The organism is Veillonella montpellierensis DSM 17217 (genome assembly GCF_000426745.1).
Taxonomy (GTDB): Bacteria; Bacillota; Negativicutes; order Veillonellales; family Veillonellaceae; genus Veillonella; species Veillonella montpellierensis.
Genome location: NZ_KE384564.1, coordinates 81,694 through 104,546, shown reverse-complemented (window position 1 = coordinate 104,546; position 22,853 = coordinate 81,694). Strand labels below are relative to the sequence as shown.

Here is a 22,853-nt window from a genome sequence, read left to right as displayed (position 1 = left end):
GCGCCCCTGGTGATGGCGTGCATAATTATTTGTGAATAGTATGTGATAATGGGCAATCTATGCTATAATTAGAAAGAGTATTTTGAGAGACTAGGCTTAGAGAAAAGGTTGTGAAATCATGAAATTGGTAATTACGGTAGTCGGAATTGACCGCGTAGGCATTATTGCTGGCGTTAGCAATGTGTTGGCGGATAACAATATAAATATTGAGTCCATTAATCAAACAATTTTAGATGGATTTTTTAATATGATTATGATGTGCACCATGCAGGATACAGTGGACTTAGAAACGGTACAAACAAAATTAACTGAGTTAGGAACAACGTTAGGTGTAGAAATTCGTGCACAACATGCGGACATTTTTTTAAGCATGCATCGTGTAGGTTAGGTGGCAACTATGTTATCAATTGAGAATATTTTAGAAACGAACGCTATGATTCATGAGAATAAGTTAGACGTTCGTACGATTACTATGGGGATTAGCCTCTTAGAATGTGCCCATAGCGACGGGAAACAATTATGTGACCGCATCTATGACCGCATTACGAAAGAAGCAGAACAATTAGTGGCGACGGGCGAAGCGATTGAACGTGAGTTCGGGGTGCCCATCATCAATAAACGGGTATCCGTCACACCGATTTCGCTAGTAGCTGCTAGCAGTGATTTAACTACCTATGTACCAGTAGCACAGGCGCTAGATAGAGCGGCTAAAGCGGTGGGAATTAATTTTATCGGCGGCTTTTCTGCCTTAGTATCGAAAGGGTGTACGAAAGCGGATCGCATTTTGCTAGCCTCCATTCCAGAGACCTTGGCCTCTACCGATATCGTGTGCAGTTCTGTAGGCATCGGTTCTACGAAAGCGGGCATTAATATGAATGCTGTGCGCGACATGGGACAGATTGTAAAGCAAACGGCTGCATTAACAAAGGACAGCGATGCCCTAGGGTGCGCTAAATTAGTAGTCTTTTGTAACCCTGTAGAAGATAATCCATTTATGGCAGGCGCCTTTCACGGCGTAACAGAAGCGGATACTACGATTAGCGTCGGTGTTAGCGGGCCAGGGGTGGTAAAACACGCGTTAGAAAGTGTGCGTGGCGAAACCTTCGATGTCGTAGCGGAAACGATTAAGCGGACCGCTTTCAAAATTACCCGTGTGGGACAATTGGTGGCACAAGAGGCGTCACATCGCTTGGGTAAAAAGTTCGGTATCATCGATTTGTCCTTGGCACCAACGCCAGCAGTAGGCGATTCGGTGGCCCACGTACTCGAAGAAATGGGAATTACGTCCTGTGGGGCACATGGTACAACGGCGGCGCTAGCCTTATTAAATGATGCGGTGAAAAAAGGTGGCCTTATGGCGTCCTCTCATGTGGGCGGTTTGAGCGGTGCCTTTATTCCTGTCAGCGAAGACAGAGGTATGATTGACGCCGTATCGTGTGGTAGTTTATCACTCGAAAAATTGGAAGCCATGACCTGTGTATGCTCGGTAGGGCTTGATATGATTGCCGTACCAGGTGATACAACGGCAGAAACGATTTCGGCCATTATTGCCGATGAAGCAGCTATTGGCATGATTAATAATAAAACAACGGCGGTGCGCTTGATTCCAGTGCCAGGCAAAACGGTAGGTGATACCGTTGAATTTGGCGGTTTATTGGGATATTGTCCGATTGTGGAAGTCAGTCCATTCAGCTCGGAAGAATTTATTCGCCGCGGTGGTCGTATTCCAGCACCAATTCGCAGTTTGACAAATTGATGTATCCATTGCATCACAAGGAGGTGTGATAATGGCGATAACGGTGTATATAGTAGCGTTCTTAGTGGCATTGGCCATTACCTATGTGATCACACCGATAGTTAGTAAATTGGCCATAAAAATAGGTGCTATTGATAAACCAGATGCACGAAAAGTACATCACGGAGTGATTCCTCGACTAGGAGGATTGGCGATTTGTATCGGATATATGGCGTCGGTCCTATGGAATGTGCCGCATACGCATAGTTTATTCGGCTTACTGTTGGGGTCTACTATTTTGGTGGTTGTAGGTATTTGGGACGATGTGAAACAAATCGATCCGAAAACGAAATTGATGGGGCAAATCATTGCGGCCGCTGTACTGGTGGCCTATGGCATTCGCGTTGACTTCTTGGCAATTCCTTGGGGCGGCATGCTGTATCTGGAATATTGGTCGGTACCGCTTACCATTTTTTGGATTGTCGGATTTACCAATATTGTAAACCTCATCGATGGCCTTGATGGCTTGGCGGCTGGTATTTCTTTTATTGCCTGTATCGCTATCGGCATTGTAACGTTTCAAATGGGACAATATGAACTCACCTGTATTACGCTGGCCTTAGCAGGATCGGCGTGTGGATTTTTGCGATATAACTTTAATCCAGCAAAAATTTTTATGGGTGATACGGGGAGCATGTTGCTTGGTTATACGTTGGCAGCTATTTCTGTGATGGGCGCCGTGAAAACGGCGGCAGTAGCGGCATTGGTAGTGCCGGTTATCGTGTTGGGTTTACCTATATTGGATACTCTATTTGCCATCATTCGTCGTAAAATTAGTGGACGACCTATTTTCAAGCCTGATAAAAGTCATGTCCATCATAGATTGTTAGCACAAGGACTTACACAAAAGCAAACCGTACTATTGATGTATGTCATTACGGCACTGTTAGCCAGTGTAGCCGTTGTAACGGCGGAAGTAAATGCCATCGTTGGGACGATTCTCGTCATACTATTTATTGTGGTGGCGGTCATCGTGGCGCGACGCATCGGCGTTATTTCACGAACAGATGCGGCGGATAACCCCCTAGATACGAAAGGGCAGCCGATCGTTAACGTGCCGGCTACACCAAATTTACTAAAACCTAATGAATTTGAATTAACCCGTCCATTGCATACGATGGATGATATTGATGTATTAGATAAGCAGATTGATTCTGAACAAAAATAATACACACCTATAGGAGGAATGTAGGGTATGTTGAAAGTTATGACCATATTCGGTACACGGCCAGAGGCGATTAAAATGGCCCCTCTAGTGAAAGCATTAGAAGCAGCACCAGATATGGAATCGGTTGTAACCGTAACAGCACAACATCGTGACATGTTAGATCAGGTGTTACACGTATTTAAGATTACCCCTGATTATGATTTAAATATTATGAGTCAAGGACAAACCTTGTATGATGTAACAACGCGGGCTTTGATGGGCCTCAAAGATGTGTTAGAACAGGCACAGCCTGATGTGGTATTAGTCCATGGCGATACGACGACCACCTTTGCTGGTGCGTTAGCGGCATTCTATCAAGAAATTCCTGTAGGACATGTAGAAGCGGGACTTAGAACGGGTAATATTTACTCGCCTTTCCCAGAAGAAATGAATCGCAAATTAACAGGTTCCTTAGCAACCTACCATTTTGCACCAACTGATGGATCGAAGCAGAACTTGCTAACAGAAAATGTAAGCAACGAACATATCTATGTAACAGGTAATACCGTCATCGATGCGCTGCAAATGACGGTACAAGATGGATATCACTTTGAAGATGATGATCTGAATACCTTGGATTATGAAGGCAAACGCATTGTTCTTGTTACGACACATCGCCGAGAAAATTTAGGCGAACCAATGCGCCATGTGTACCGTGCGATTCGTCAATTGGTAGATGACTTTGACGATATTCAAGTCGTATTTCCAGTTCATAAAAATCCAAAAGTACGACAAGTGGTACAAGAAGAATTGGGATACGTCGATCGCGTTAGCTTAATTAATCCGTTAGATTATGAACCGTTTGCCAACTTGATGGCTCGTTCGTACTTGGTGTTAACTGATTCAGGAGGTATTCAAGAAGAAGCACCGTCCTTAGGTAAACCAGTGCTCGTATTGCGGAATACGACGGAGCGACCAGAAGCAGTCGTGGCAGGTACGGTACATTTAGTAGGAACCGATAGAGAACGCGTCTATGAAGAAGCCCACACCCTATTGGCGGACGAGAAGGCCTATAAACAGATGTCGAATGCAGTCAATCCGTATGGCGATGGCAAGGCGACACAGAGAATCTTACAAGCCTTGCGCCATGAGTTCTTAGGTACCGCTGCACGTCCCGACTATTTCGGAAATAATTGTAAGAAATAGGATAGGATACTATGAATAAAAGTTGCTACAACTACAACACTATTACATTTACTCATGACTTAATATTATGCGTATATTCTTAATTGAGATTATCCTTGATGGCCTAGAGACTGTAAAATTAGAAAAAATTGATACTGTTATTCATAGGATATATTAGAGTTTTTTTTCAAATGCGAGTATATTAAGCATGTAAGTATTACCTACGATAAGGGGGTGCTACTTGAGTGAATCAAAATGATACGCATGATGATACACGTGATGAACAAGTATCGCGCTTAAAAGCAATCGCCGTAGCCACGTCGGCAGGATTTACGATACTGTCCAGTATCGGTGGCTTTTTATGGCTCGGCTGGTGGTGTGATACAGAGTTTGATACGGCACCAGTAGGTATGTTAATAGGTGGGTTAGTAGGAGGATTCGGTGGACTCTATCTCATGTATAGACAACTGAATCAATAATATATAGCCTAAATTTACAGTGAAAAGAGGTCATATGAGAGAATATACACAATTTATGAAACATGTGCTATTGGCAACAATAGTCGTTACTCTCGCAGGTATGACCCTTTTTTTTATGACCCATCATATGACGTATATGGCTGGTTGGCTATGGGGATGCATGATTCATATCGTATACCTTGTGCTACTGGGCTTTCACATGAAACGCGTACAAGGTAGGCATACACGCGACATGGTGCGCCATGTGCGTGGACATATGGGCGTGCGTTTAGTGAGTGTTATGGCGCTAGTAGTAGTAGGCTTTCAATGGCCTATACTTGACCCAATAGGTATAGTACTAGGATTGGTAGTGAATCAGATTTTGTCATATGGTATATATTGGAAATTATCGTAAGGATACAACGGCTATTTATGAAAGGAGGTGAGATTGTGGAATTGCATGCAGGACACCATACAGTGGTACAATGGCTAGGATTGACATTTCATATGGATACCATCATTATGACGTGGATTACCATGGCGATTGTTATCATTATTACTGTAGCAGCCACAAGAAGGAGAGAATTGGTTCCATCTGGAATACAGAATGTTGTAGAATGGGCATTAGAAGAGCTAGAGGGACAATTAGCACCAGGATTAGGAAAACACTGGCCTCTAGTTAGCTCACTACTATTTACTTTCTTTTTCTTCATTCTGATTGGTAATGAGTTAGGCTTACTGCCAACGGGCGAGCTACTATTTTCACCAACGACTGACCTGAATACAACGTTAGGATTAGCGCTGGCCAGCTCCTTATCAGTGTGGGTTGTTAGTCTACGAGTGAAAGGATTATCCTATTTTAAACATTTCGTAGAACCATTTGCGGCTTTGTTCATACTCAACGTGTTTGAAGAAGTGGCAAAACCAATCACATTGAGTTTCCGTCTATTCGGTAATATATTAGCCGGAGAAATTTTATTAGAACTTATGTATAAATTATTACCTGGATATATCCCTCTTGAATGGGCATGGATTTTGTTTAGTTTATTTATCGGCCTTATTCAAGCCTTTGTTTTTACAGTCTTAACAGCTTCGTACTTAGGACAAGGTATTGGCGATAGTCACTAATATAGTTTTACATATAATGATTAATTATTATGGAGGTTTTAATTATGGAAGATGCAATTTTAAAAGGTTTATTAGGGATAGCAGCGGCGATTGCTATCGGTTTTGCAGCGATTGGTGCTGGTATCGGTGATGGTATGGTAGCTAGTAAATTATTGGAAGGTATGACTCGTCAACCTGAATTAGAAGGCAAATTGCGTTCTACTATGTTTATTGCCATTGGTTTGATCGAAGCGATGCCTATTATCGGTGCCGTTATTGCATTATATTTAGTATTTACAAAAATCTAATTAAGGGAGGGAGAACCGTTGGTAGATATAAACGGTACATTACTTGCTCAATTCCTTAACTTCTTCATCGTAGTGGCTATTTTAGCAAAATTTGCCTATAAACCATTAGTGTCGATTATGGAAGAACGTAAACAACGGATTGCCCATGATTTAGCAGCGGCAGAGGTTGCTAAAGAGGAAGCTCAAAAAGTACAAGAAGAATACAAAGCACAACTACTTGCAGCTCGTCAAGAAGCGCAAGATATCATTGATAAAGCAACGAAACAAGCGGAACGTACTACACAACAACAACTAGTAGAGTTACGAGCTCAAATTGCACGAGAAAAAGACAAAGCACAAAAAGAATTAGCTCAAGAACGTAAACGGGCTATGGAATCCTTGCGGAATGATGTGATTTCTTTGTCGGTGGCAATAGCTGGTAAAGTAGTTGCTAACGATATGAATAGCGAAATTAATGCCAAATTGATTGATGAAGCTATTGACAAGTTGAATAGTAAAACGATTGGGTTGTGATGATATGGGCGTAAGAATTGTAGCAGACAAATACAGTGAAGCCATGTTGGAACTAGCACAAGAATCAAATACCTTAGCACAACTAGAAGAAGAATTGACCTATGTGCAAGATGTGATGAAGGATCATGCAGAACTAACAATGGTATTAACACATCCTGTTATGGAAAATCATGTAAAAATTGAATTGATAGATAAAATTTTTTCACAAGCTATCAGTACAATGGCATTGAATTTTATGAAAGTTATGATACAGCGAAATCGTGCATCGTATATGCGAGAAGCCATTCAAGGCTTTATTACAAAGGCACGAGAGTTGCGTAATATTGTAGAGGCAGACGTGTTCGTAACAGAGCCACTTTCAGAGGCGGCGAAAGAGAAATTGCTAGCTAAATTGCAAGCTACATTGCAAAAAGAAGTGATTTTGAATGTAACGATACATCCTCATATTATGGGTGGTATGATCATTCAAATTGGGGATAAGCGCATTGATGCCAGTGTGGCACGTCGGTTAGAAGAATTAGAAAAAACGCTGCATAATGCAGGCTCTACACAGATAGGAGTGAATGGTTAAGTATGAAAATGAAGCCTGAAGAAATCACTGCCATTATTAAACAGCAGATTCAGGACTATGATGTACAACTTAACGTTGATGATGTAGGTACTGTCCTCGACGTAGGGGACGGAATTGCACATATATATGGTCTTGAAAAAGCGATGGCTGGTGAATTATTAGAATTGCCACATGGTGTATACGGCTTGGTACTCAATCTAGAATTAGATAATGTAGGGGCCGTATTACTAGGTGAAGGATCGCTTATCAAAGAAGGCGATGAAGTGCGCCGTACTGGTAAAATCATGCAAGTGCCAGTGGGTAATGAATTAATTGGTCGCGTTGTGAATGCCTTAGGACAACCGATTGATGGACAAGGGGCGATTAAAGCAGAAACCTATCGTCCTGTAGAATATCCAGCACCAGGTATTGCAGATCGAAAATCAGTATTTGAACCAATGCAAACGGGGCTTAAAGCGATTGATGCGATGGTACCGATTGGTCGTGGGCAACGTGAATTAATCATCGGCGACCGTGGTACGGGTAAAACGGCGATTGCCATTGATACAATTTTGAATCAAAAAGGGCAAGACGTGATTTGTATTTATGTAGCCATCGGTCAAAAAGAATCAACCGTAGCGCGTGTGGTACAACAATTGGAAAAAGCCGGCGCTATGGACTATACCATCGTCGTATCTGCCAGTGCATCTGAAGGGGCACCAATGCAATATATTGCACCGTATGCAGGGGTTGCTATGGGTGAACACTTTATGTACGAAGGCAAACATGTACTATGTGTCTATGATGATTTGACAAAGCAAGCGGCGGCGTATCGCGCGATGAGTTTGTTACTACGTCGTCCACCAGGACGTGAAGCGTATCCAGGGGACGTATTCTACTTACACTCTCGCTTACTTGAACGAGCAGCTAAACTATCCGATGAATTGGGTGGCGGTTCTATTACTGCCTTGCCTATCATTGAAACACAAGCGGGGGACGTATCCGCCTACATTCCAACCAATGTTATCTCCATTACAGATGGTCAAATTTTCTTGGGCACTGATATGTTCTATTCTGGCATTCGTCCTGCCATCGATGTTGGGTTATCCGTATCTCGTGTAGGTGGTAGTGCACAAATTAAAGCGATGAAACAAGTGGCTGGTAAATTGCGGTTGGACTTGGCGCAATATCGTGAATTGGCGGCGTTCTCTCAATTCGGTTCCGATTTAGATAAGTCGACGAAAGCACAATTAGATCGTGGGGAACGATTGACAGAAATGTTGAAACAACCACAATATTCTCCAATGCCCGTAGAAGAACAAGTCGTTTGTTTGTATGCCGGCATTAATGGTTATTTTGGGGCCATTCAAGTGGCGGATGTACCAGAGTTTCAAAATGCGTTGCTCCGTTTTGTAAAAGCTAGTTACAGCGAAGTGTTAACATCCATTCGAGATACGAAGAAATTAGAACCAGATACAGAAGAATTGTTGAAGAAGGCGATTACTGAATGTGTATCTGATTTTGGGGCTACTCATTCATTAGTCACAGAGGAGGCGTAACCTATGGCGAGTGCACAGGATTTGCGTAAGCGCATAAAAAGCGTTACCAATACACAGCAAATTACTAAAGCCATGAAAATGGTGGCTTCTGCTCGATTACGCCGTGCACAGTTGAAAGCACAGTCTACCCGTCCCTATGCATTGAAATTAGCGGATGTACTTCGTCATGTGGCAGGCAGTCCTACCTTTGAAAGAACGCATCCCATGTTGCGTCATGATACAGTGAAACGAACTGGGTATCTGATTATTGGCGCTGATAAAGGATTGGCTGGGGCCTATACAAGTAATCTCATCAAGTATATGGTCAATGAGCTAAGTGGTAAAACACCGGATCAATATACATTGGTAACGGTAGGGAGAAAACCACGGGATTACATGAAGAGTCGTGGCTATACTGTGAAGAAGTCATTTTATGGCTATTCTGATAAACCATCCTATGAACATGCCAAAGCATTGACAAAAGAAATCGCCCACGCTTTCTTACAGGAAGAAGTGGACGAAGTGATTATGGTATATACAGAATTTATCAATTCCTTAACGCAACAAGTACGCGAATGTCATTTGTTGCCATTCTCTACACCAGAAGCGCATGCCGCAGGAGAACGAGAATACTTCTTTATGCCTGATGGAGAAACTATTTTCAATGAATTGGTGCCTAAGTATTTGGAAATTACCATCTACAATGGGTTGTTACAATCTGCAGCGAGTGAGTTGGGCGCTAGAATGACGGCGATGACATCGTCTACGGATAATGCAGGAGAATTGATTAATAAGCTTAATTTGGAATACAATAAATTACGGCAAGCGGGCATTACTAACGAAATTTCTGAAATTGTTGGCGGTGCCAATGCGTTGCAATAGATAAGGAGGAGACATCTCTCCATGAATACTATAGGTAAAGTTGTTCAAGTTATCGGTCCAGTTATTGATGTGCAGTTTACACCTGGTTTCTTGCCAGCGATTTATAACGCCATTGAAATTGCTGTGACTGGTGAGGACAATAAAAAATCGAAAGTCGTGGCAGAAGTCATGCAACACTTAGGCGACGATACTGTTCGTTGCGTAGCGATGAGCTCCACAGATGGATTGACTCGTGGCATCGATGCAGTCGATACGGGTGCTGCGATTTCTGTACCTGTTGGGGATGGCGTATTAGGCCGTATTTTTAACGTTCTTGGTGAAACCGTGGATAACGATGATACACCTGTACAAGCAGATACAAAATGGCCAATTCATCGCGCTGCCCCTCAATTTGATGATTTAGCACCAGAAACAACCATTCTTGAAACAGGGATTAAGGTTGTTGATTTGATTGCCCCTTATGTAAAAGGCGGTAAAATTGGTTTGTTTGGTGGTGCCGGTGTAGGTAAAACCGTATTGATTATGGAATTGATCCATAACATTGCTACAGAACATGGTGGCTATTCTGTATTCTCCGGCGTAGGAGAACGTACCCGTGAAGGTAATGACCTTTGGAACGAAATGAAAGAATCGGGGGTTATCAACAAAACGGCCTTAGTCTATGGGCAAATGAATGAACCACCAGGAGCTCGTATGCGTGTGGCTTTAGCTGGATTAACCATGGCAGAATATTTCCGTGATGTGCAAAAACAAGACGTGTTGTTATTCGTAGATAATATTTTCCGCTTTATTCAAGCGGGATCGGAAGTATCCGCCTTGCTTGGTCGTATGCCATCAGCCGTAGGATACCAACCAACCTTGGCGAATGACGTAGGAGCGTTGCAAGAACGTATTACCTCTACCAAAGAAGGGTCCATTACATCGGTACAAGCCGTCTATGTGCCAGCCGATGACTTGACTGACCCAGCACCAGCGGCAACATTTGCCCATTTGGATGCGACCACCGTACTATCTCGCTCCATTGCAGAACTTGGGATTTATCCAGCGGTGGATCCATTGGACTCTACGAGCCGTATCCTAGACCCTAACGTATTAGGGGAAGAACATTACCACATTGCGCGTGGTGTACAAGAAGTGCTTCAAAAATATCGTGATTTACAAGATATTATCGCTATTTTAGGTATGGAAGAATTGTCGGAAGAAGATAAATTGACCGTAGCACGTGCGCGTAAAATTCAACGTTTCTTGAGCCAACCATTCTTCGTAGCCGAAGTATTTACTGGTTCACCTGGTAAATACGTTCCATTAGCAGAAACACTTCGCGGATTTAAGGAAATTTTAGAAGGCAAACATGATGACTTACCTGAAAGTGCTTTCTACATGGTAGGCACCATTGACGAAGCCATTGCAAAAGCAAAGGACATGGAAGAAAAGGGGGCATAATAAATGGACGGAGTTACATCCATGGACATAGAAGTTGTTACCCCTGATGCCATTGTCTATAGTGGTAAAGCTACCTTTCTTTCTGGTCGCGATAAAGACGGGTCATTTGGTATTTTACCAAATCATGCACCGGCTGTGATTGCCTTGGATATAGCGCCTATGCGGATTGATCGGCCTGATGAACCGCCGTACTATATTGCTGTCTTTGGCGGATTTATGGAAGTGTGTGATAATAAAGTAGATATTATTACACCAAACTGTGAACATCCCGATCAGATTGATGTGGGGCGAGCTACACGTGCAAAAGAACGGGCAGAACAGCGCTTGGCGGCCAATGACCCGGATATCGATATCGAACGGGCCCGACTCGCCTTGGCACGAGCTCTATTGCGTTTGCATGTGGTAAAAATTTGTAAATAATAGGACGTAACATGGATTGTAGATGACAGGCCTTAGTGGCGCCATTACGGATTCATTGAACGTGTAAGAATACATCCTGTTACATAGAGGAAAGTTGATTATGAATCAACTTTCCTCTATTTTATATGGTTACTCCGTAAAGGGGGACTTTTTATTGTTAGCTTGTAAGTATGGAAGTACTATATGATGCTTACAGCTAGGTAAATTGGAATGGAGGGGCCTATGTGTATGAACTACTATACGATGTCAACATCATGAGTCAATTAGAATGTTGGGTGTCTATTGGTATGAACGTAAGATCTGATGCTTAATGCGACTAGACTAAGCAGAAAAAAGAAACAAGAAAATTACAATAGACAATGCATGAGTAAGTGCGCCTATAGGGTAGTACATAGAAATACATGGAAGATTGAGCTTGTTTGATAGGAGCCATGCATATATTACTTTTAAGGGAGCGTTTACTAAGATATGTGGGAAGAAAATAAAACATTGAGCAAGTCGATTCGTCGGTTGTAGGTGCATGTGACTAGCGTAGATATCGCCCGTTGTAGAATTTACATAATTGGTATGGTATACTTAATCTGTATAATTATACGTGTAGTTATAGATGGTAGAGGAATATAGGATGTATCATTATTTTATTGTAGACGTAGATAATAAAGAAAGAATGGCGAATGTACAAAGAGAGGCAGAAAAAATACAATTAACACCACATATATTTCCAGCGATTATGGCTAAGACTATGAGCAAAGAAGAATTACAAAAGGTAACAATACCTAACAGTTATCTCATGCCAGGTGAAATTGGTTGTGCTTTAAGTCATTTAGCTATTTATAAAGAATTTCTTGCCACGGATGAACAATCAGTTATCATCTTTGAAGATGACGTTACATTTACACCAGATTGTTCCTTAAAGACCCTTCAAACATGTCGTGAGTTTGTAGAAAACCTTGCTAGACCGAGTGTATTGCTATTGAATCCAGTAGATACGTATTATAAAAAAGTACATCAAATAGATAGTATTTCTATTTATTCTTCTTTTCATGGATGGTGTACGTATGCGTATATTCTCAATCGAGAAGCAGCACGAAATATTTTGCAATACCAAACACCGATTCAAGATGTTATTGATCATTTTAGACATTATTACTATTTAGGAATTAGTGACTTATATTTTACCGACCCTTCATTGGCAATTTCTTCTACTGAAATTGAATCAACGATTGATATGACAGAAGGTAATAGATATGAGGAAGGTAGATATAAGAAAGAGAGAAATCGAAAAGAACGGGATAATTTTAAAAGTGCATTATGGCAGCTACCTATGTCTCAAAAAATCTGTTATATAAAACGTCGACTGTATAAACATATATTTGGTAAGTATGAGTTTAATAAACGATGTAAATAGTTAGCTCGTTCCTAGTACTTACAAAAAGAGGAAAGTTGATTATGAATCAACTTTCCTCTTTTTTATATACGCTCCGAGCAACATAGAGAACATTTTGACTCTAGTCTATGCGTATGAATTACTATACGATGTAAACATCATGAGTCAATTAGAATGTTGGGTGCTTATTAGTATGAACGTAAGATACGATGCTTAATGCAAATAGACTAAGCAGAAAAAAGAAACAAGAAAATTACAATAGACAATGCATGAGTAAGTGCGCCTATAGGTAGTACATAGAAATACATGGAAGACTGACTTGTTTGATAGAAGCCATGCATATATTACTTTTGAGGGAGCGTTTACTAAGATATGTGGGAAGAAAATAAAACATTGAGCAAGTCGATTCGTCGGTTGTAGGTGTGCGACATGTAGACAATGCCATAGACGTGTAGTATTTGCATAATGGGTATGGTATACTTAGTCTGTGTAGTTGTGCGTAGTGAGTATAGGTGACGTGTAAAAGGTGGAAAATAGACGATGTATCATTATTTTATTGTAAATGTAGATGATAAAAAAAGAATGGCAAATGTACAAAGAGAGGCAGAAAAAATACAATTAACACCCCACATATTCCCAGCGATTATGGCTAAGACTATGAGTAAAGAAGAATTAGAAAGGGCAACGATTCCTAACACCTATCTCGTGCCAGGTGAAATTGGTTGTGCCTTAAGCCATTTAGCGATTTATAAAGAATTTCTTGCTACAGATAAACAATCAGTTCTCATCTTTGAAGATGATGTTACATTTACACCAGACTGTTCCTTAAAGGCCCTGCAAGCATGTCGTGAGTTTGTAGAAAGTTTTGCTAGACCGAGCGTGTTATTGTTGAGTCCCGTAAATACATATTATAAAAAAGTACATCAAATCGATAGCATTTCTATTTACTCTTCCTTTCAAGGGTTTGGTGCGTATGCGTATATTCTTAATCGAGAAGCGGCAAAAAATATTCTGCAATATCAAACACCGATTTGTCATGTTATTGATCATTTTAAATATTATTACTATTTAGGAATTTGTGACGTATATTTTACTGATCCTTCATTAGCAATTTCTCACACTGAATGGGAATCAACGATTGATACAGTAGAAAATAGTAGATATAATAAGGAAGGTAGAGAACAACAAGAAAAGGATGCCTTTAAAAACATACTACAGCAAGCACCTATATCTCAAAAAATTTACTACCTAACACATCGACTCTATAAACATATATTTGGTAAGTATGGGTTTCATAAACGATGTAAATAGGTACCTTGCTTCTAGTGTTTTATACATAGAGGAAAGTTGAGTATGAATCAACGTTCCTCTATTTTTTTATGTTTCTATTTTTATAGGGTTACGCCGTAAAGAGAGGGACTTTTTATTGCTAGCTTGTTAGTACGAAAGTACTATATGATGCCCACAGCATAGGTAAATTGGCATGGATACATGTGTTAGTATGAAAGTTTTACACGATGCTAATACGATTGGGGTAAGTAGAAAACCGCAACAAGAGAATGGCAGTATCCGACGCATGAGTAAGTGCGCCTATAGGGTAGTACATAGAAATAACGTGAGAGATTGAACTTGTTTGATGGGTGCCGTACATGTATTACGTTTATGGGGTGGTTACTAAGATATGTGGAGAGAAAATAAAATGGTAAGCAAGTCGATTAGTCGGTTGTAGGTGCATGTGATTAGCGTAGATATCGCCCGTTATAGAATTTGCATACTTGGTATGGTATACTTAATCTGTATAATTGTGCGTGTAAAAAGTATATGAAACGAGGAGATAGGTATGGCAAAGATTTCAGCATTAATTTTGGCAAAAAATGAAGAAGAAAATATTAAAGACTGTATTACCAGTGTGTCCTTTGTGGATGAAGTACTCGTTATCGATGATTTTAGTACAGATAGAACAAAAGAAATTGCTGAACAGTTGGGGGCTCGTGTCATTCAACATAGTATGAATGGCGATTGGGGTGCACAACAGACGTTTGCCATTAAAGAAGCTACGTATGAATGGGTATTATTCATTGATGCAGATGAACGCATTTCCACACCACTAGCAGAAGAAATCCTTTCCGTAGTAGACAAAGGCGAAGAAAAAGCGTATTGGATTCGACGAGAAAATAAATTTCATAATAATCATGCTGTGCATGGCGTGTTGCGACCAGATTATGTGAATCGTTTATTCCCAGCGAAAGGATCCTATGTAACTGGTTTTGTCCATCCTCAAATTGTTACACCCTATACAAACAGCAAATTAAAACATGTTATGTATCATTATACGTACGACAATTGGAATCAATATTTTAATAAATTTAATAACTATACTACATTAGCGGCGGCCAAGTATAAAGAAAATCATAAGCCTTGTCATTTTGTCAGAGATATTATATTGCGACCACTATGGGCCTTTTTTAAAGTATATATCTTAAACGGTGGGTTTAAAGATGGAAAAATGGGATGGGTATTATCGGTGAACCATTATTTTTATACGATGACTAAATATGTTAAGTTGTATCATTTATATAAAGATAACGGTAAGTTGTAAGGAGTAATGGGCGCATGTATATTATTATATTTTTTATCATCTTTGCTTGTGTATATGGGTCATTTGTCTATTTGTCAAAATTAGATAGAGCCGACCGTAGAGCGTTTATCAATCGAATCGGTATTCCTCTTCTTATTATGATGGCAATTTTTTATTATCTGTTTGAGTATGTGAAGATTTCTTATGGTGCATGTATTCCTAATATTGTAGTAGCCAGCATAATAGGTTATACATATCCATTATTATATTATGTAACAAGTAAACGAGAAAATGGAACGCAATGCATATGTTCTTTTCCCTATGATGTAATAACAGGTATTCATATGGTATCTCTTTTGATGATACTTCAAGTGTTTTTTCAGAGTGTTATTACGAATACATATGTGTGGGCGATTATATTTGCTATCGTTGTCATTCTTTTTTTACTGCCAAGTATATTTCTGTGGATTTATTATGGCATATATAGAACGGTTCTTGATGTACCAACAATGCAAACGATTCTATATACTAATAAACAAGAAGTTATAGAATTTATTAACACCTGTTCGTTTAAACAAATAGTAGCGAGTAGTATTGGCGTCTTAGCCTTTTGTACAAGCGCTATATATGTATACTTACAAATACCTCAAGTCAGAATAGAAGGTAATGATTGGTATATATTAGCCCCTATATGTATCGTTCTTATTGTATTGTTATTTGTAGGGAAGAAAAGTTATCTTAAAAGAACTGCTTTTTTTAAAACGTTGTTGAATGTAGTAGAATTTCAGAAAGAATTAGCAGCATATCAAAATCATCATCACGAAGTGGTAGATACGGCTAGCATGACGAGTCCTTTACAAAATGAGGAATTTGGTACAGTGATAGTTGTTATTGGTGAATCGGCTAATCGTCAATATATGAATGCATTCTCGAACTATGAACGTGAAAATACGCCGTGGCTAACCAAACAGAGCAAACGGGATAATTTTATTTTGTTTAAGAATGCGTATGCTGCTTTCTTTCAAACGGCTAAAGTATTGGAACTGGCATTAACGAGTGCGAATCAATATAATGACGAACGGTATACAGAGGCCATATCGATTATTGATCTTGCTAAAGCGTGTGGGTTTGAAACGTATTGGTTTAGTAACCAAGGTATAGCAGGGATAGATAATACAAGTACATCCGTGTTAGCTAAATCCGCGGACGTTCATCGATGGATTGAGGAAGACTATGGAACTGAACAATATGATATACGGATACTTGAGTATATTAAACAGATTCCTCGTAATCGTAAGAACAAATTGATTGTATTGCATTTGATGGGAAGTCACGTACAATTTTCAGAACGATATCCTAAGGAGTTTAGCAAGTGGCCAGTAAAAATTGGTGAAGAGGTTAGTCAAAATGCCTATGATAACTCGTTGTTGTTTACAGATCATGTGTTGGAACAAGTATATACTATTGGTAAAGAAGACTTAAATTTGCAAGCGATGGTGTACTTCTCTGATCACGGTAGTGAAATTAATCAATCGAGAAAACCATATTTTACATCCTTTAACATGGTTACAATTCCGTTATTTGTATATCTATCCGATGTGTATAAACAACGCTATGAAGACACCTATCGTATATTGCGTGACCATGAAGATGCATATATTACTAATGATTTATTGTATAATTTAGTGGCTGGTATTTTACAAGTAAAAGGCGATGTAGTATGCGAAGAAGAGGATATATCTAGTGCCAACTATGGATATAATAAATTTAATTTGCGTACCGATTTAGGTCGTAGAGCGTTGACTGATGATGACAGTAGACAATAAGGAGCGATCATGCGAGTTGCGATTTTAGAAAGTATTGTTATGCCGGCAGGGCATGAAGTTGAATTTGATCGAATTTTAGTAGATGAGTTACGCCAGCAAGGTCACGAACCAATTATGTTTGTGCCAGAAAACTTTCCCTTTAAGGTGACCTATGATGCGGATGTTACCTATTTAGATGGGGGCGAAGCGATTAGTTATGCTGGTGTGGGACGGTTAAAAAAATTATATTTATCCCTACTCAGAGAAAAACGACGGAGAGCTTGGTTTAACTCAGCAACAGCTAAAGCTAATAATGGAATGTGTGATTCTATTATTATTCCAACAGCAAGTTGGCGTGTTTTGCATTCTATTAAAAAAAGTAATCTTGTTACTAGTAAGATACCTGTATTAGTTATGTTACATGGTATTATGCCTAAAGACAGGAAGCGTTTAATTAAAGGGGTTAGAAGTTTAGAACCGTTTAAAAATATTCATATCGGTGCTCTTGGGTTGCAAACAGATTTTCCAGAATTAGAGGGGTATCCTAATTTTCATACTATTCTACCACCTATTTATAAGCCTATGGACTTAGATGTTGATTTAAATTTTCAAGTACATCAACCACTTCGATTAGGTTTTTTTGGTCAATATAGAAAAGAAAAGAATTTAGAATTCTTTTTAGATGCTTTTGAAAACTGTCAATTTACGATACCCGTTACATTATTAATACAAGGGGCAACCGTTACTCAAGATGATGCAAATGACTTCAAACGATTGATGGAAAAATATAAACATAATAGGACGATGTCATTTTTACATAAAAATTTGTTAGGCATAGAATGGCAACAAGCACTAATGGAGTCAGATGTTTTATTATTGCCATATGGTGCATCACGATATCGATATCAGCCTAGTGCGATGTTATTTACAAGTATAGGCTATTATAAGCCAGTATTGCAGTCTCCAGAAATGAATCCAGAGATTTTAAAGGAGTTTACCATTGGAGAAGCTGTAGATCTATCATCTAAAGAAGCATTTGGCAAGCAATTAGAGAAATTTGTTAATAATTTTAACAGTAATAAAGAATTGTATCGAGTAGGGTTGATTGGAGCGAATCAAAAATATAGTCAAGCGAATCTAATTAAGCAAATTTGTAGTATTTTAGAATAGATACAATAAGAAATGCAAAAGTATATCTGATGGAAACGTTGATAATAGTGCTTAAAGGAGCTAAATAATTATGCTAATTTCTGTTATAGTGCCCGTGTATAACGTAGAGATCTATCTTGGTGAATGCATTGATTCACTCATCCATCAAACTTATGAAACATTAGAAATTATTCTAGTTGATGATGGATCTACGGATGCATCGGGGGCTATTTGTGATGACTATGCTAGGCGTGATGGGAGAATTAAGGTGATTCATCAACCAAATCAAGGGCAGAGTGTTGCACGTAATGCAGGTATAGAAGTCGCACAAGGAGCGTATATTAGCTTTGTTGATAGTGATGATTATGTAGAACTAGATACATATAGGTCGTTGATAGAGCAAATGCAGAGGTATGGATTAGATGTGATTTCTTTTCATAGCAAAGTATTAAAAGGGGAAACCTTTAAAAATGATTCAACTAATTCGGGAACGATGACTTTATTAGAAGGACGAGATATTATTCTTGACGTGTTAAAGACGGATGGTACTTGTATATGGAATAAGTTATATGCCCGTCATGTGATTGGTGATGAGCGCTTCCCAGTAGGACGGTTATTTGAGGATTCTGCTACCTTGTATCGGTTCATGAATCGAGCACAGCGCTTTGGTATGTATGATCAAACTTATTATATATATCGCAAGCGAGTAGGATCTACATGTTTTAATTCGTTTGACTATAGAAAACGATATGATTATTTTTTAGTATATCAAGAGGAATTGGAATTTGCTAAACAACATAGCTTACCTTGTGAAACTGAAATTATTTCGTATGGTGTAAAGGCCGCCTTATCGTGTTTAACCATGATTTATGCGATACCCCCTACGACGGATAGTGAAAGGGTGCGGCAAGAATTAGAATCTTGGGTTGTAGAACACAAAGATATGGTACTAGATAGCATTGTACGAGGTAAGTATAAACTATTTTTACTGTATCCAAGGATACATCGTTTAGGGGCAAAACTATCGGCCTTGGCAAAACGGTGGCAAGGGAAATAAATCAATAGAATCGATATCATAGGAAATGGTTATAGTAAATAGATGGTTACGATCTAGTTAGTATATGGGTAAGCATAGGATTATACTAGAAGTTACCAGAGTGTAGGTAGTAAAAGGTTATTATATGTATGGGTACAATAAAGATTTCATCAGAACAGGTTGCGCGTAGAATTAGTTGTATGCTGGGCATCTCGCCAGAGATGATTTACAATATATATGATATAAAAGCAGGCATGACGAATCAGTCCTTTGCTTTTACGGTAGATAATAAGAAGTATATTTTACGAACGCCTTGTAAAGAAACAAAGGACTTGATTAATCGAGATCATGAATATAGTGTTTATAAAGCGTTAGGCATGCATGGTGTCAGTGATGAGGTTATTTATTTTAATACCAAAACGGGAGAGAAAATTACGACATTCATTGAGGAAGCACATACATTAGATATACATAACCATAATGAATTGAATCTTTGTATGCAACGATTAAAAGAGTTTCATAATTTACATATCAGCGTATCGCATACATTTGATTTGCGAGAACGTTTAGTATATTATGAGTCATTGCGTGGACAGGTATCTGCCTATGCAGATTATGATGAAACAAGACAGCATGTGCTAGGCTTATTATCATATATTGAATCTCTACCTATAGAATATACACTATGTCATATTGATGCGGTGTGTGATAATTTTTTGATTGATAAGCATCGTACTGTGTATATCATAGATTTTGAATATGCAGGGATGCAAGATCCTGATTTAGATATTGCTATGTTTTGTGTATACTCTGGATTATCTAGGCATGAGGTTGATAGAATTATATCTCTGTATCATGGATGTCATGTTTCGAGAGAACTGGTGTATAAAATTTACTCTTATATAGCTATTGCAGGCTTGATATGGAGCAATTGGTGTGAGGTAAAAGAAGGACTCGCCGTGCGTACAAATCGGTATGCCCTTTCTCAGTATAATTGTGCGAAGCAATTCTATCATATTGTTCGTAGTGAATTTTTGATGAAATAGAGGGTACTATGATTAATGGTCTTTTATCTGGCTTTTTGTGGTCTATGGACACAGTTGTCACTTCGGCGGGATTAAGCACTGTATCTTTCATATTCTTTTTGCCATTAGTATGTGTATGTATTCATGATTTTGTCAGCGTCTTATTATTGAGTCTATATATGGTATATCATAAAAGGTATATAGAGGGTATTTTACATTCTTTAGGAACAAAGTATATGATACTAGCAGCTTTGTTAGGTGGGCCAGTAGGGTTGGTGTCCTATACTGCTGCAGTATACTATATGGGGCCTGGTCTCGTTGGTATTGTTACGTCCTTATATCCTGCAGTAGGTACAGCATTAGCAATTATATTTTTGAAAGAACGTCGACAAGCGTATCAATTGTTAGCCTTAGGCGTTTCATTAGTAGGCATTATGTTATTGGGGTTTAGTACAGACAGTCATATCGTGAGTGTATGTAAAGGAATGTTCTTTGCTATCATTTGTGTTCTCGCTTGGGGTAGCGAGGCGGTGATTAGTACTACGGTGTTAAGGAGATATCCTGTTCATGAAAGTATGGTACTGTTCGTGCGACAAACTACGTCTATGTGTGTTACCGGTCTTGCTGTGCTTTCTTGCATTGGCTTGTTGCATACTACCTATCAGCTAGAAGGAACATTATTTATTTCCTATATACCCATAGCATCTGTATTTGGCACATTGTCATATTTATTTTATTATCGGTCACTAAAACGGGTGGGTGCTAGTCGTACTATGGTTCTTAATAGTAGTTATAGTGCGTTTTCTATCATTATTTCCTATATGGTGTTAGGAATAGTGCCATCGTTATATAGTATTGTTTTGGGGTGTATCATTGTTATAGGAGGTATCATTTCGGCATATGATTTCAGAGAACGAGTACAATGAATATTGCAAGTTGAATGATATAGAAAAATTAGAACCGTTTAAAGTTGATAATGCAGTCATTTTGGCGGCGGGCAAGTCGAGTCGATTTTTGCCGCTTAGTAATATATGTCCTAAAGGACTATGTAAAATCAAGAATGAAGTGCTCATAGAACGGCAAATTAAACAACTTTATGAAGCAGGTATTCAAGATATTATTATCGTAGTAGGTTATAAAAAAGAGATGTTTCGTTATTTGTCGTCGGACTATAACGTTACATTAATCGAGAATCCTTATTTTGACACACAAGATAATATTGCTTCTCTGGAACTGGTTGCACCATATTTAGGTAACACGTATATTTGTTCTGTCGATAATTATTATCGGGACAATATCTTCTCTCTTTATAATTATTCAGGGCATTATGCAACTGTATTTTGCCAAGGTGCTACCGATGAATGGTGTGTTACGACGGATGAAGAAGGGTATATTAATCATGTAGAAATTGGTGGTTCTGATTCAGAAATTATGATGGGCTATGCCTATTTTGATCGAAATTTTAGTCGAGAGTTTGTTAACATTTTACATACGATTGGTCAAGACAGTGTGTATAGGCATAGGGTATGGGAATATGTCTATATGAATCATTTAGATGTGTTACGTTTACGACGTAAGTTATATGACAGAGGATGCATTTTAGAATTTGACTCCATTGAGGATGCCATTCAATTTGATAAAGATTTTTATAAATGGAATAGATGCGAGGAACAGTGATGAGGAAAATAGATTCCACAGAAGAAATACAAAAAATAATCTTACCTATTTTAGTATATGCCGATACGATTTGTAGAGAGTTTAATTTACGATACGCTTTATCCTATGGCACATTAATTGGAGCCATTCGTCATAAGGGTTTTATCCCTTGGGATGATGATATCGATATTATGATGCCACGACCAGATTTCAATCGATTTGTAGAAATTATGAGACAAAAACAGGTGTCTGGGGAGGATCAATTCGCGATGATGGATCCTTATGATATAGAATCATTTTATACAGTGTGGATGTTGAAGTTGTACAGAAAAGACACACTATTTTATGAATGTCCACGTAAGTATACCCTATCGTATGGAGCGTTTATTGATATATTCCCTGTAGACGCTTGGCCAGATACAATGGAGGCTACACAGCAGTTATTTAAACAACATCACTTCTATGATAAAATATTGCATGAATATGCTGCATCTAAATTTAGTACATCCCGTATGCGAGGGTTAGTAAAACCTATATGTAGACCAATAGCGAAATGGGGATTGAAGCGTTGGCAAGCTGTATGCAATCAAAGAGATTTTGAAAGTTCTACGTATGCAGGTGTTCTTATAGGAACTGATTGGCATAGGGAACGGCTGTATAAAGAAGAGTTTGATAACTTAATAGACGTGGAGTTTGAAGGGCATAGATTTAAAACGATTCCTTCTTATGATGCCTATTTACGAAGTATATATGGCGATTATATGCAGTTACCACCAGAAGATGAACGACGTAGGGGGCATATTGAACATTTATATATAAAATAAAACAAAATGTTATACACTACATAATGTTTTGTGTTGACATATCATTT

24 protein-coding genes are annotated in these 22,853 nt (G+C 38.9%); all 24 read left to right on the top strand.

The annotated features are described in order from the left end of the window. The first annotated feature begins 118 nt into the window (after window positions 1-118). The 24 genes from K357_RS0108200 to K357_RS0108085 all read left to right on the top strand — a co-directional run bounded on the left by K357_RS0108200 (window position 119) and on the right by K357_RS0108085 (window position 22,806). Window positions 119-388, top strand: a complete 270-nt coding sequence (locus K357_RS0108200) for an ACT domain-containing protein (RefSeq protein WP_028258259.1) — start codon at window positions 119-121, stop codon at window positions 386-388. A gap of 9 nt (window positions 389-397) precedes the next feature. Next, window positions 398-1,756, top strand: coding sequence for a PFL family protein (locus K357_RS0108195; RefSeq protein WP_028258258.1), 1,359 nt, complete (start codon window positions 398-400; stop codon window positions 1,754-1,756). Between the two features lie 31 nt (window positions 1,757-1,787). Beyond that, window positions 1,788-2,963, top strand: coding sequence for a glycosyltransferase family 4 protein (locus K357_RS09245; RefSeq protein WP_081658439.1), 1,176 nt, complete (start codon window positions 1,788-1,790; stop codon window positions 2,961-2,963). A gap of 27 nt (window positions 2,964-2,990) precedes the next feature. After that, window positions 2,991-4,148, top strand: a complete 1,158-nt coding sequence (gene wecB / locus K357_RS0108185) for a non-hydrolyzing UDP-N-acetylglucosamine 2-epimerase (RefSeq protein WP_028258257.1) — start codon at window positions 2,991-2,993, stop codon at window positions 4,146-4,148. A gap of 224 nt (window positions 4,149-4,372) precedes the next feature. Next, entirely contained in the window at window positions 4,373-4,606 is a 234-nt protein-coding gene (locus K357_RS09240; protein WP_038114025.1) for an AtpZ/AtpI family protein, read from the top strand. Window positions 4,607-4,640: 34 nt separating this feature from the next. Further along, window positions 4,641-5,000 carry an ATP synthase subunit I gene (locus K357_RS0108175; RefSeq protein WP_028258256.1) on the top strand — a complete coding sequence of 120 codons (360 nt, stop codon included), beginning with the start codon at window positions 4,641-4,643 and terminating at the stop codon, window positions 4,998-5,000. A gap of 35 nt (window positions 5,001-5,035) precedes the next feature. After that, window positions 5,036-5,713, top strand: a complete 678-nt coding sequence (gene atpB, locus K357_RS0108170) for a F0F1 ATP synthase subunit A (RefSeq protein WP_028258255.1) — start codon at window positions 5,036-5,038, stop codon at window positions 5,711-5,713. A 44-nt stretch (window positions 5,714-5,757) separates the two neighbouring features. Next, entirely contained in the window at window positions 5,758-6,000 is a 243-nt protein-coding gene (gene atpE, locus K357_RS0108165) for a F0F1 ATP synthase subunit C (RefSeq protein WP_028258254.1), read from the top strand. A gap of 18 nt (window positions 6,001-6,018) precedes the next feature. Continuing rightward, complete coding sequence (atpF, locus tag K357_RS0108160) at window positions 6,019-6,513, top strand: F0F1 ATP synthase subunit B (protein ID WP_028258253.1); 495 nt, start codon at window positions 6,019-6,021, stop codon at window positions 6,511-6,513. 4 nt (window positions 6,514-6,517) lie between these two features. Next, window positions 6,518-7,084, top strand: a complete 567-nt coding sequence (gene atpH / locus K357_RS0108155) for an ATP synthase F1 subunit delta (protein ID WP_028258252.1) — start codon at window positions 6,518-6,520, stop codon at window positions 7,082-7,084. Between the two features lie 2 nt (window positions 7,085-7,086). Next, on the top strand, window positions 7,087-8,622 hold the full coding sequence (gene atpA / locus K357_RS0108150) for a F0F1 ATP synthase subunit alpha (RefSeq protein ID WP_028258251.1): 1,536 nt from the start codon (window positions 7,087-7,089) through the stop codon (window positions 8,620-8,622). Between the two features lie 3 nt (window positions 8,623-8,625). Then, window positions 8,626-9,483 (top strand): ATP synthase F1 subunit gamma, encoded by an 858-nt coding sequence (atpG, locus tag K357_RS0108145; RefSeq protein WP_028258250.1) that lies wholly within the window; start codon window positions 8,626-8,628, stop codon window positions 9,481-9,483. Window positions 9,484-9,504: 21 nt separating this feature from the next. Continuing rightward, window positions 9,505-10,926 carry a F0F1 ATP synthase subunit beta gene (atpD, locus tag K357_RS0108140; protein ID WP_028258249.1) on the top strand — a complete coding sequence of 474 codons (1,422 nt, stop codon included), beginning with the start codon at window positions 9,505-9,507 and terminating at the stop codon, window positions 10,924-10,926. 3 nt (window positions 10,927-10,929) lie between these two features. Next, window positions 10,930-11,346 carry an ATP synthase F1 subunit epsilon gene (gene atpC, locus K357_RS0108135; protein ID WP_038114020.1) on the top strand — a complete coding sequence of 139 codons (417 nt, stop codon included), beginning with the start codon at window positions 10,930-10,932 and terminating at the stop codon, window positions 11,344-11,346. A gap of 625 nt (window positions 11,347-11,971) precedes the next feature. Then, entirely contained in the window at window positions 11,972-12,754 is a 783-nt protein-coding gene (locus K357_RS0108130) for a glycosyltransferase family 25 protein (protein ID WP_028258247.1), read from the top strand. A gap of 519 nt (window positions 12,755-13,273) precedes the next feature. After that, a complete protein-coding gene (locus K357_RS0108125) occupies window positions 13,274-14,044 on the top strand; it encodes a glycosyltransferase family 25 protein (protein ID WP_028258246.1) in 771 nt (256 codons plus the stop codon). A 529-nt stretch (window positions 14,045-14,573) separates the two neighbouring features. Then, complete coding sequence (locus K357_RS0108120) at window positions 14,574-15,332, top strand: glycosyltransferase family 2 protein (protein ID WP_028258245.1); 759 nt, start codon at window positions 14,574-14,576, stop codon at window positions 15,330-15,332. A gap of 14 nt (window positions 15,333-15,346) precedes the next feature. Next, window positions 15,347-17,137 (top strand): phosphoethanolamine transferase, encoded by a 1,791-nt coding sequence (locus tag K357_RS09435; protein WP_051212179.1) that lies wholly within the window; start codon window positions 15,347-15,349, stop codon window positions 17,135-17,137. 9 nt (window positions 17,138-17,146) lie between these two features. Next, window positions 17,147-18,286, top strand: a complete 1,140-nt coding sequence (locus tag K357_RS0108110; protein WP_028258244.1) for a glycosyltransferase family protein — start codon at window positions 17,147-17,149, stop codon at window positions 18,284-18,286. 70 nt (window positions 18,287-18,356) lie between these two features. Further along, the gene (locus tag K357_RS0108105; protein ID WP_051212178.1) at window positions 18,357-19,322 is read left to right on the top strand and encodes a glycosyltransferase family 2 protein; all 966 of its coding nucleotides are present in this window, start codon (window positions 18,357-18,359) and stop codon (window positions 19,320-19,322) included. 128 nt (window positions 19,323-19,450) lie between these two features. Continuing rightward, window positions 19,451-20,347: a choline kinase family protein gene (locus K357_RS09230; RefSeq protein ID WP_051212177.1), complete on the top strand. Its 897-nt coding sequence runs from the start codon at window positions 19,451-19,453 to the stop codon at window positions 20,345-20,347. A gap of 8 nt (window positions 20,348-20,355) precedes the next feature. Beyond that, on the top strand, window positions 20,356-21,252 hold the full coding sequence (locus K357_RS0108095) for a DMT family transporter (RefSeq protein WP_028258242.1): 897 nt from the start codon (window positions 20,356-20,358) through the stop codon (window positions 21,250-21,252). Continuing rightward, window positions 21,227-22,003, top strand: coding sequence for an NTP transferase domain-containing protein (locus K357_RS0108090; RefSeq protein ID WP_028258241.1), 777 nt, complete (start codon window positions 21,227-21,229; stop codon window positions 22,001-22,003). Before K357_RS0108095 ends, K357_RS0108090 begins: the two co-directional genes overlap by 26 nt. Then, window positions 22,003-22,806, top strand: a complete 804-nt coding sequence (locus K357_RS0108085; protein WP_028258240.1) for a LicD family protein — start codon at window positions 22,003-22,005, stop codon at window positions 22,804-22,806. The genes K357_RS0108090 and K357_RS0108085 overlap by 1 nt, the downstream gene beginning before the upstream one ends. Window positions 22,807-22,853 lie beyond the last annotated feature (47 nt).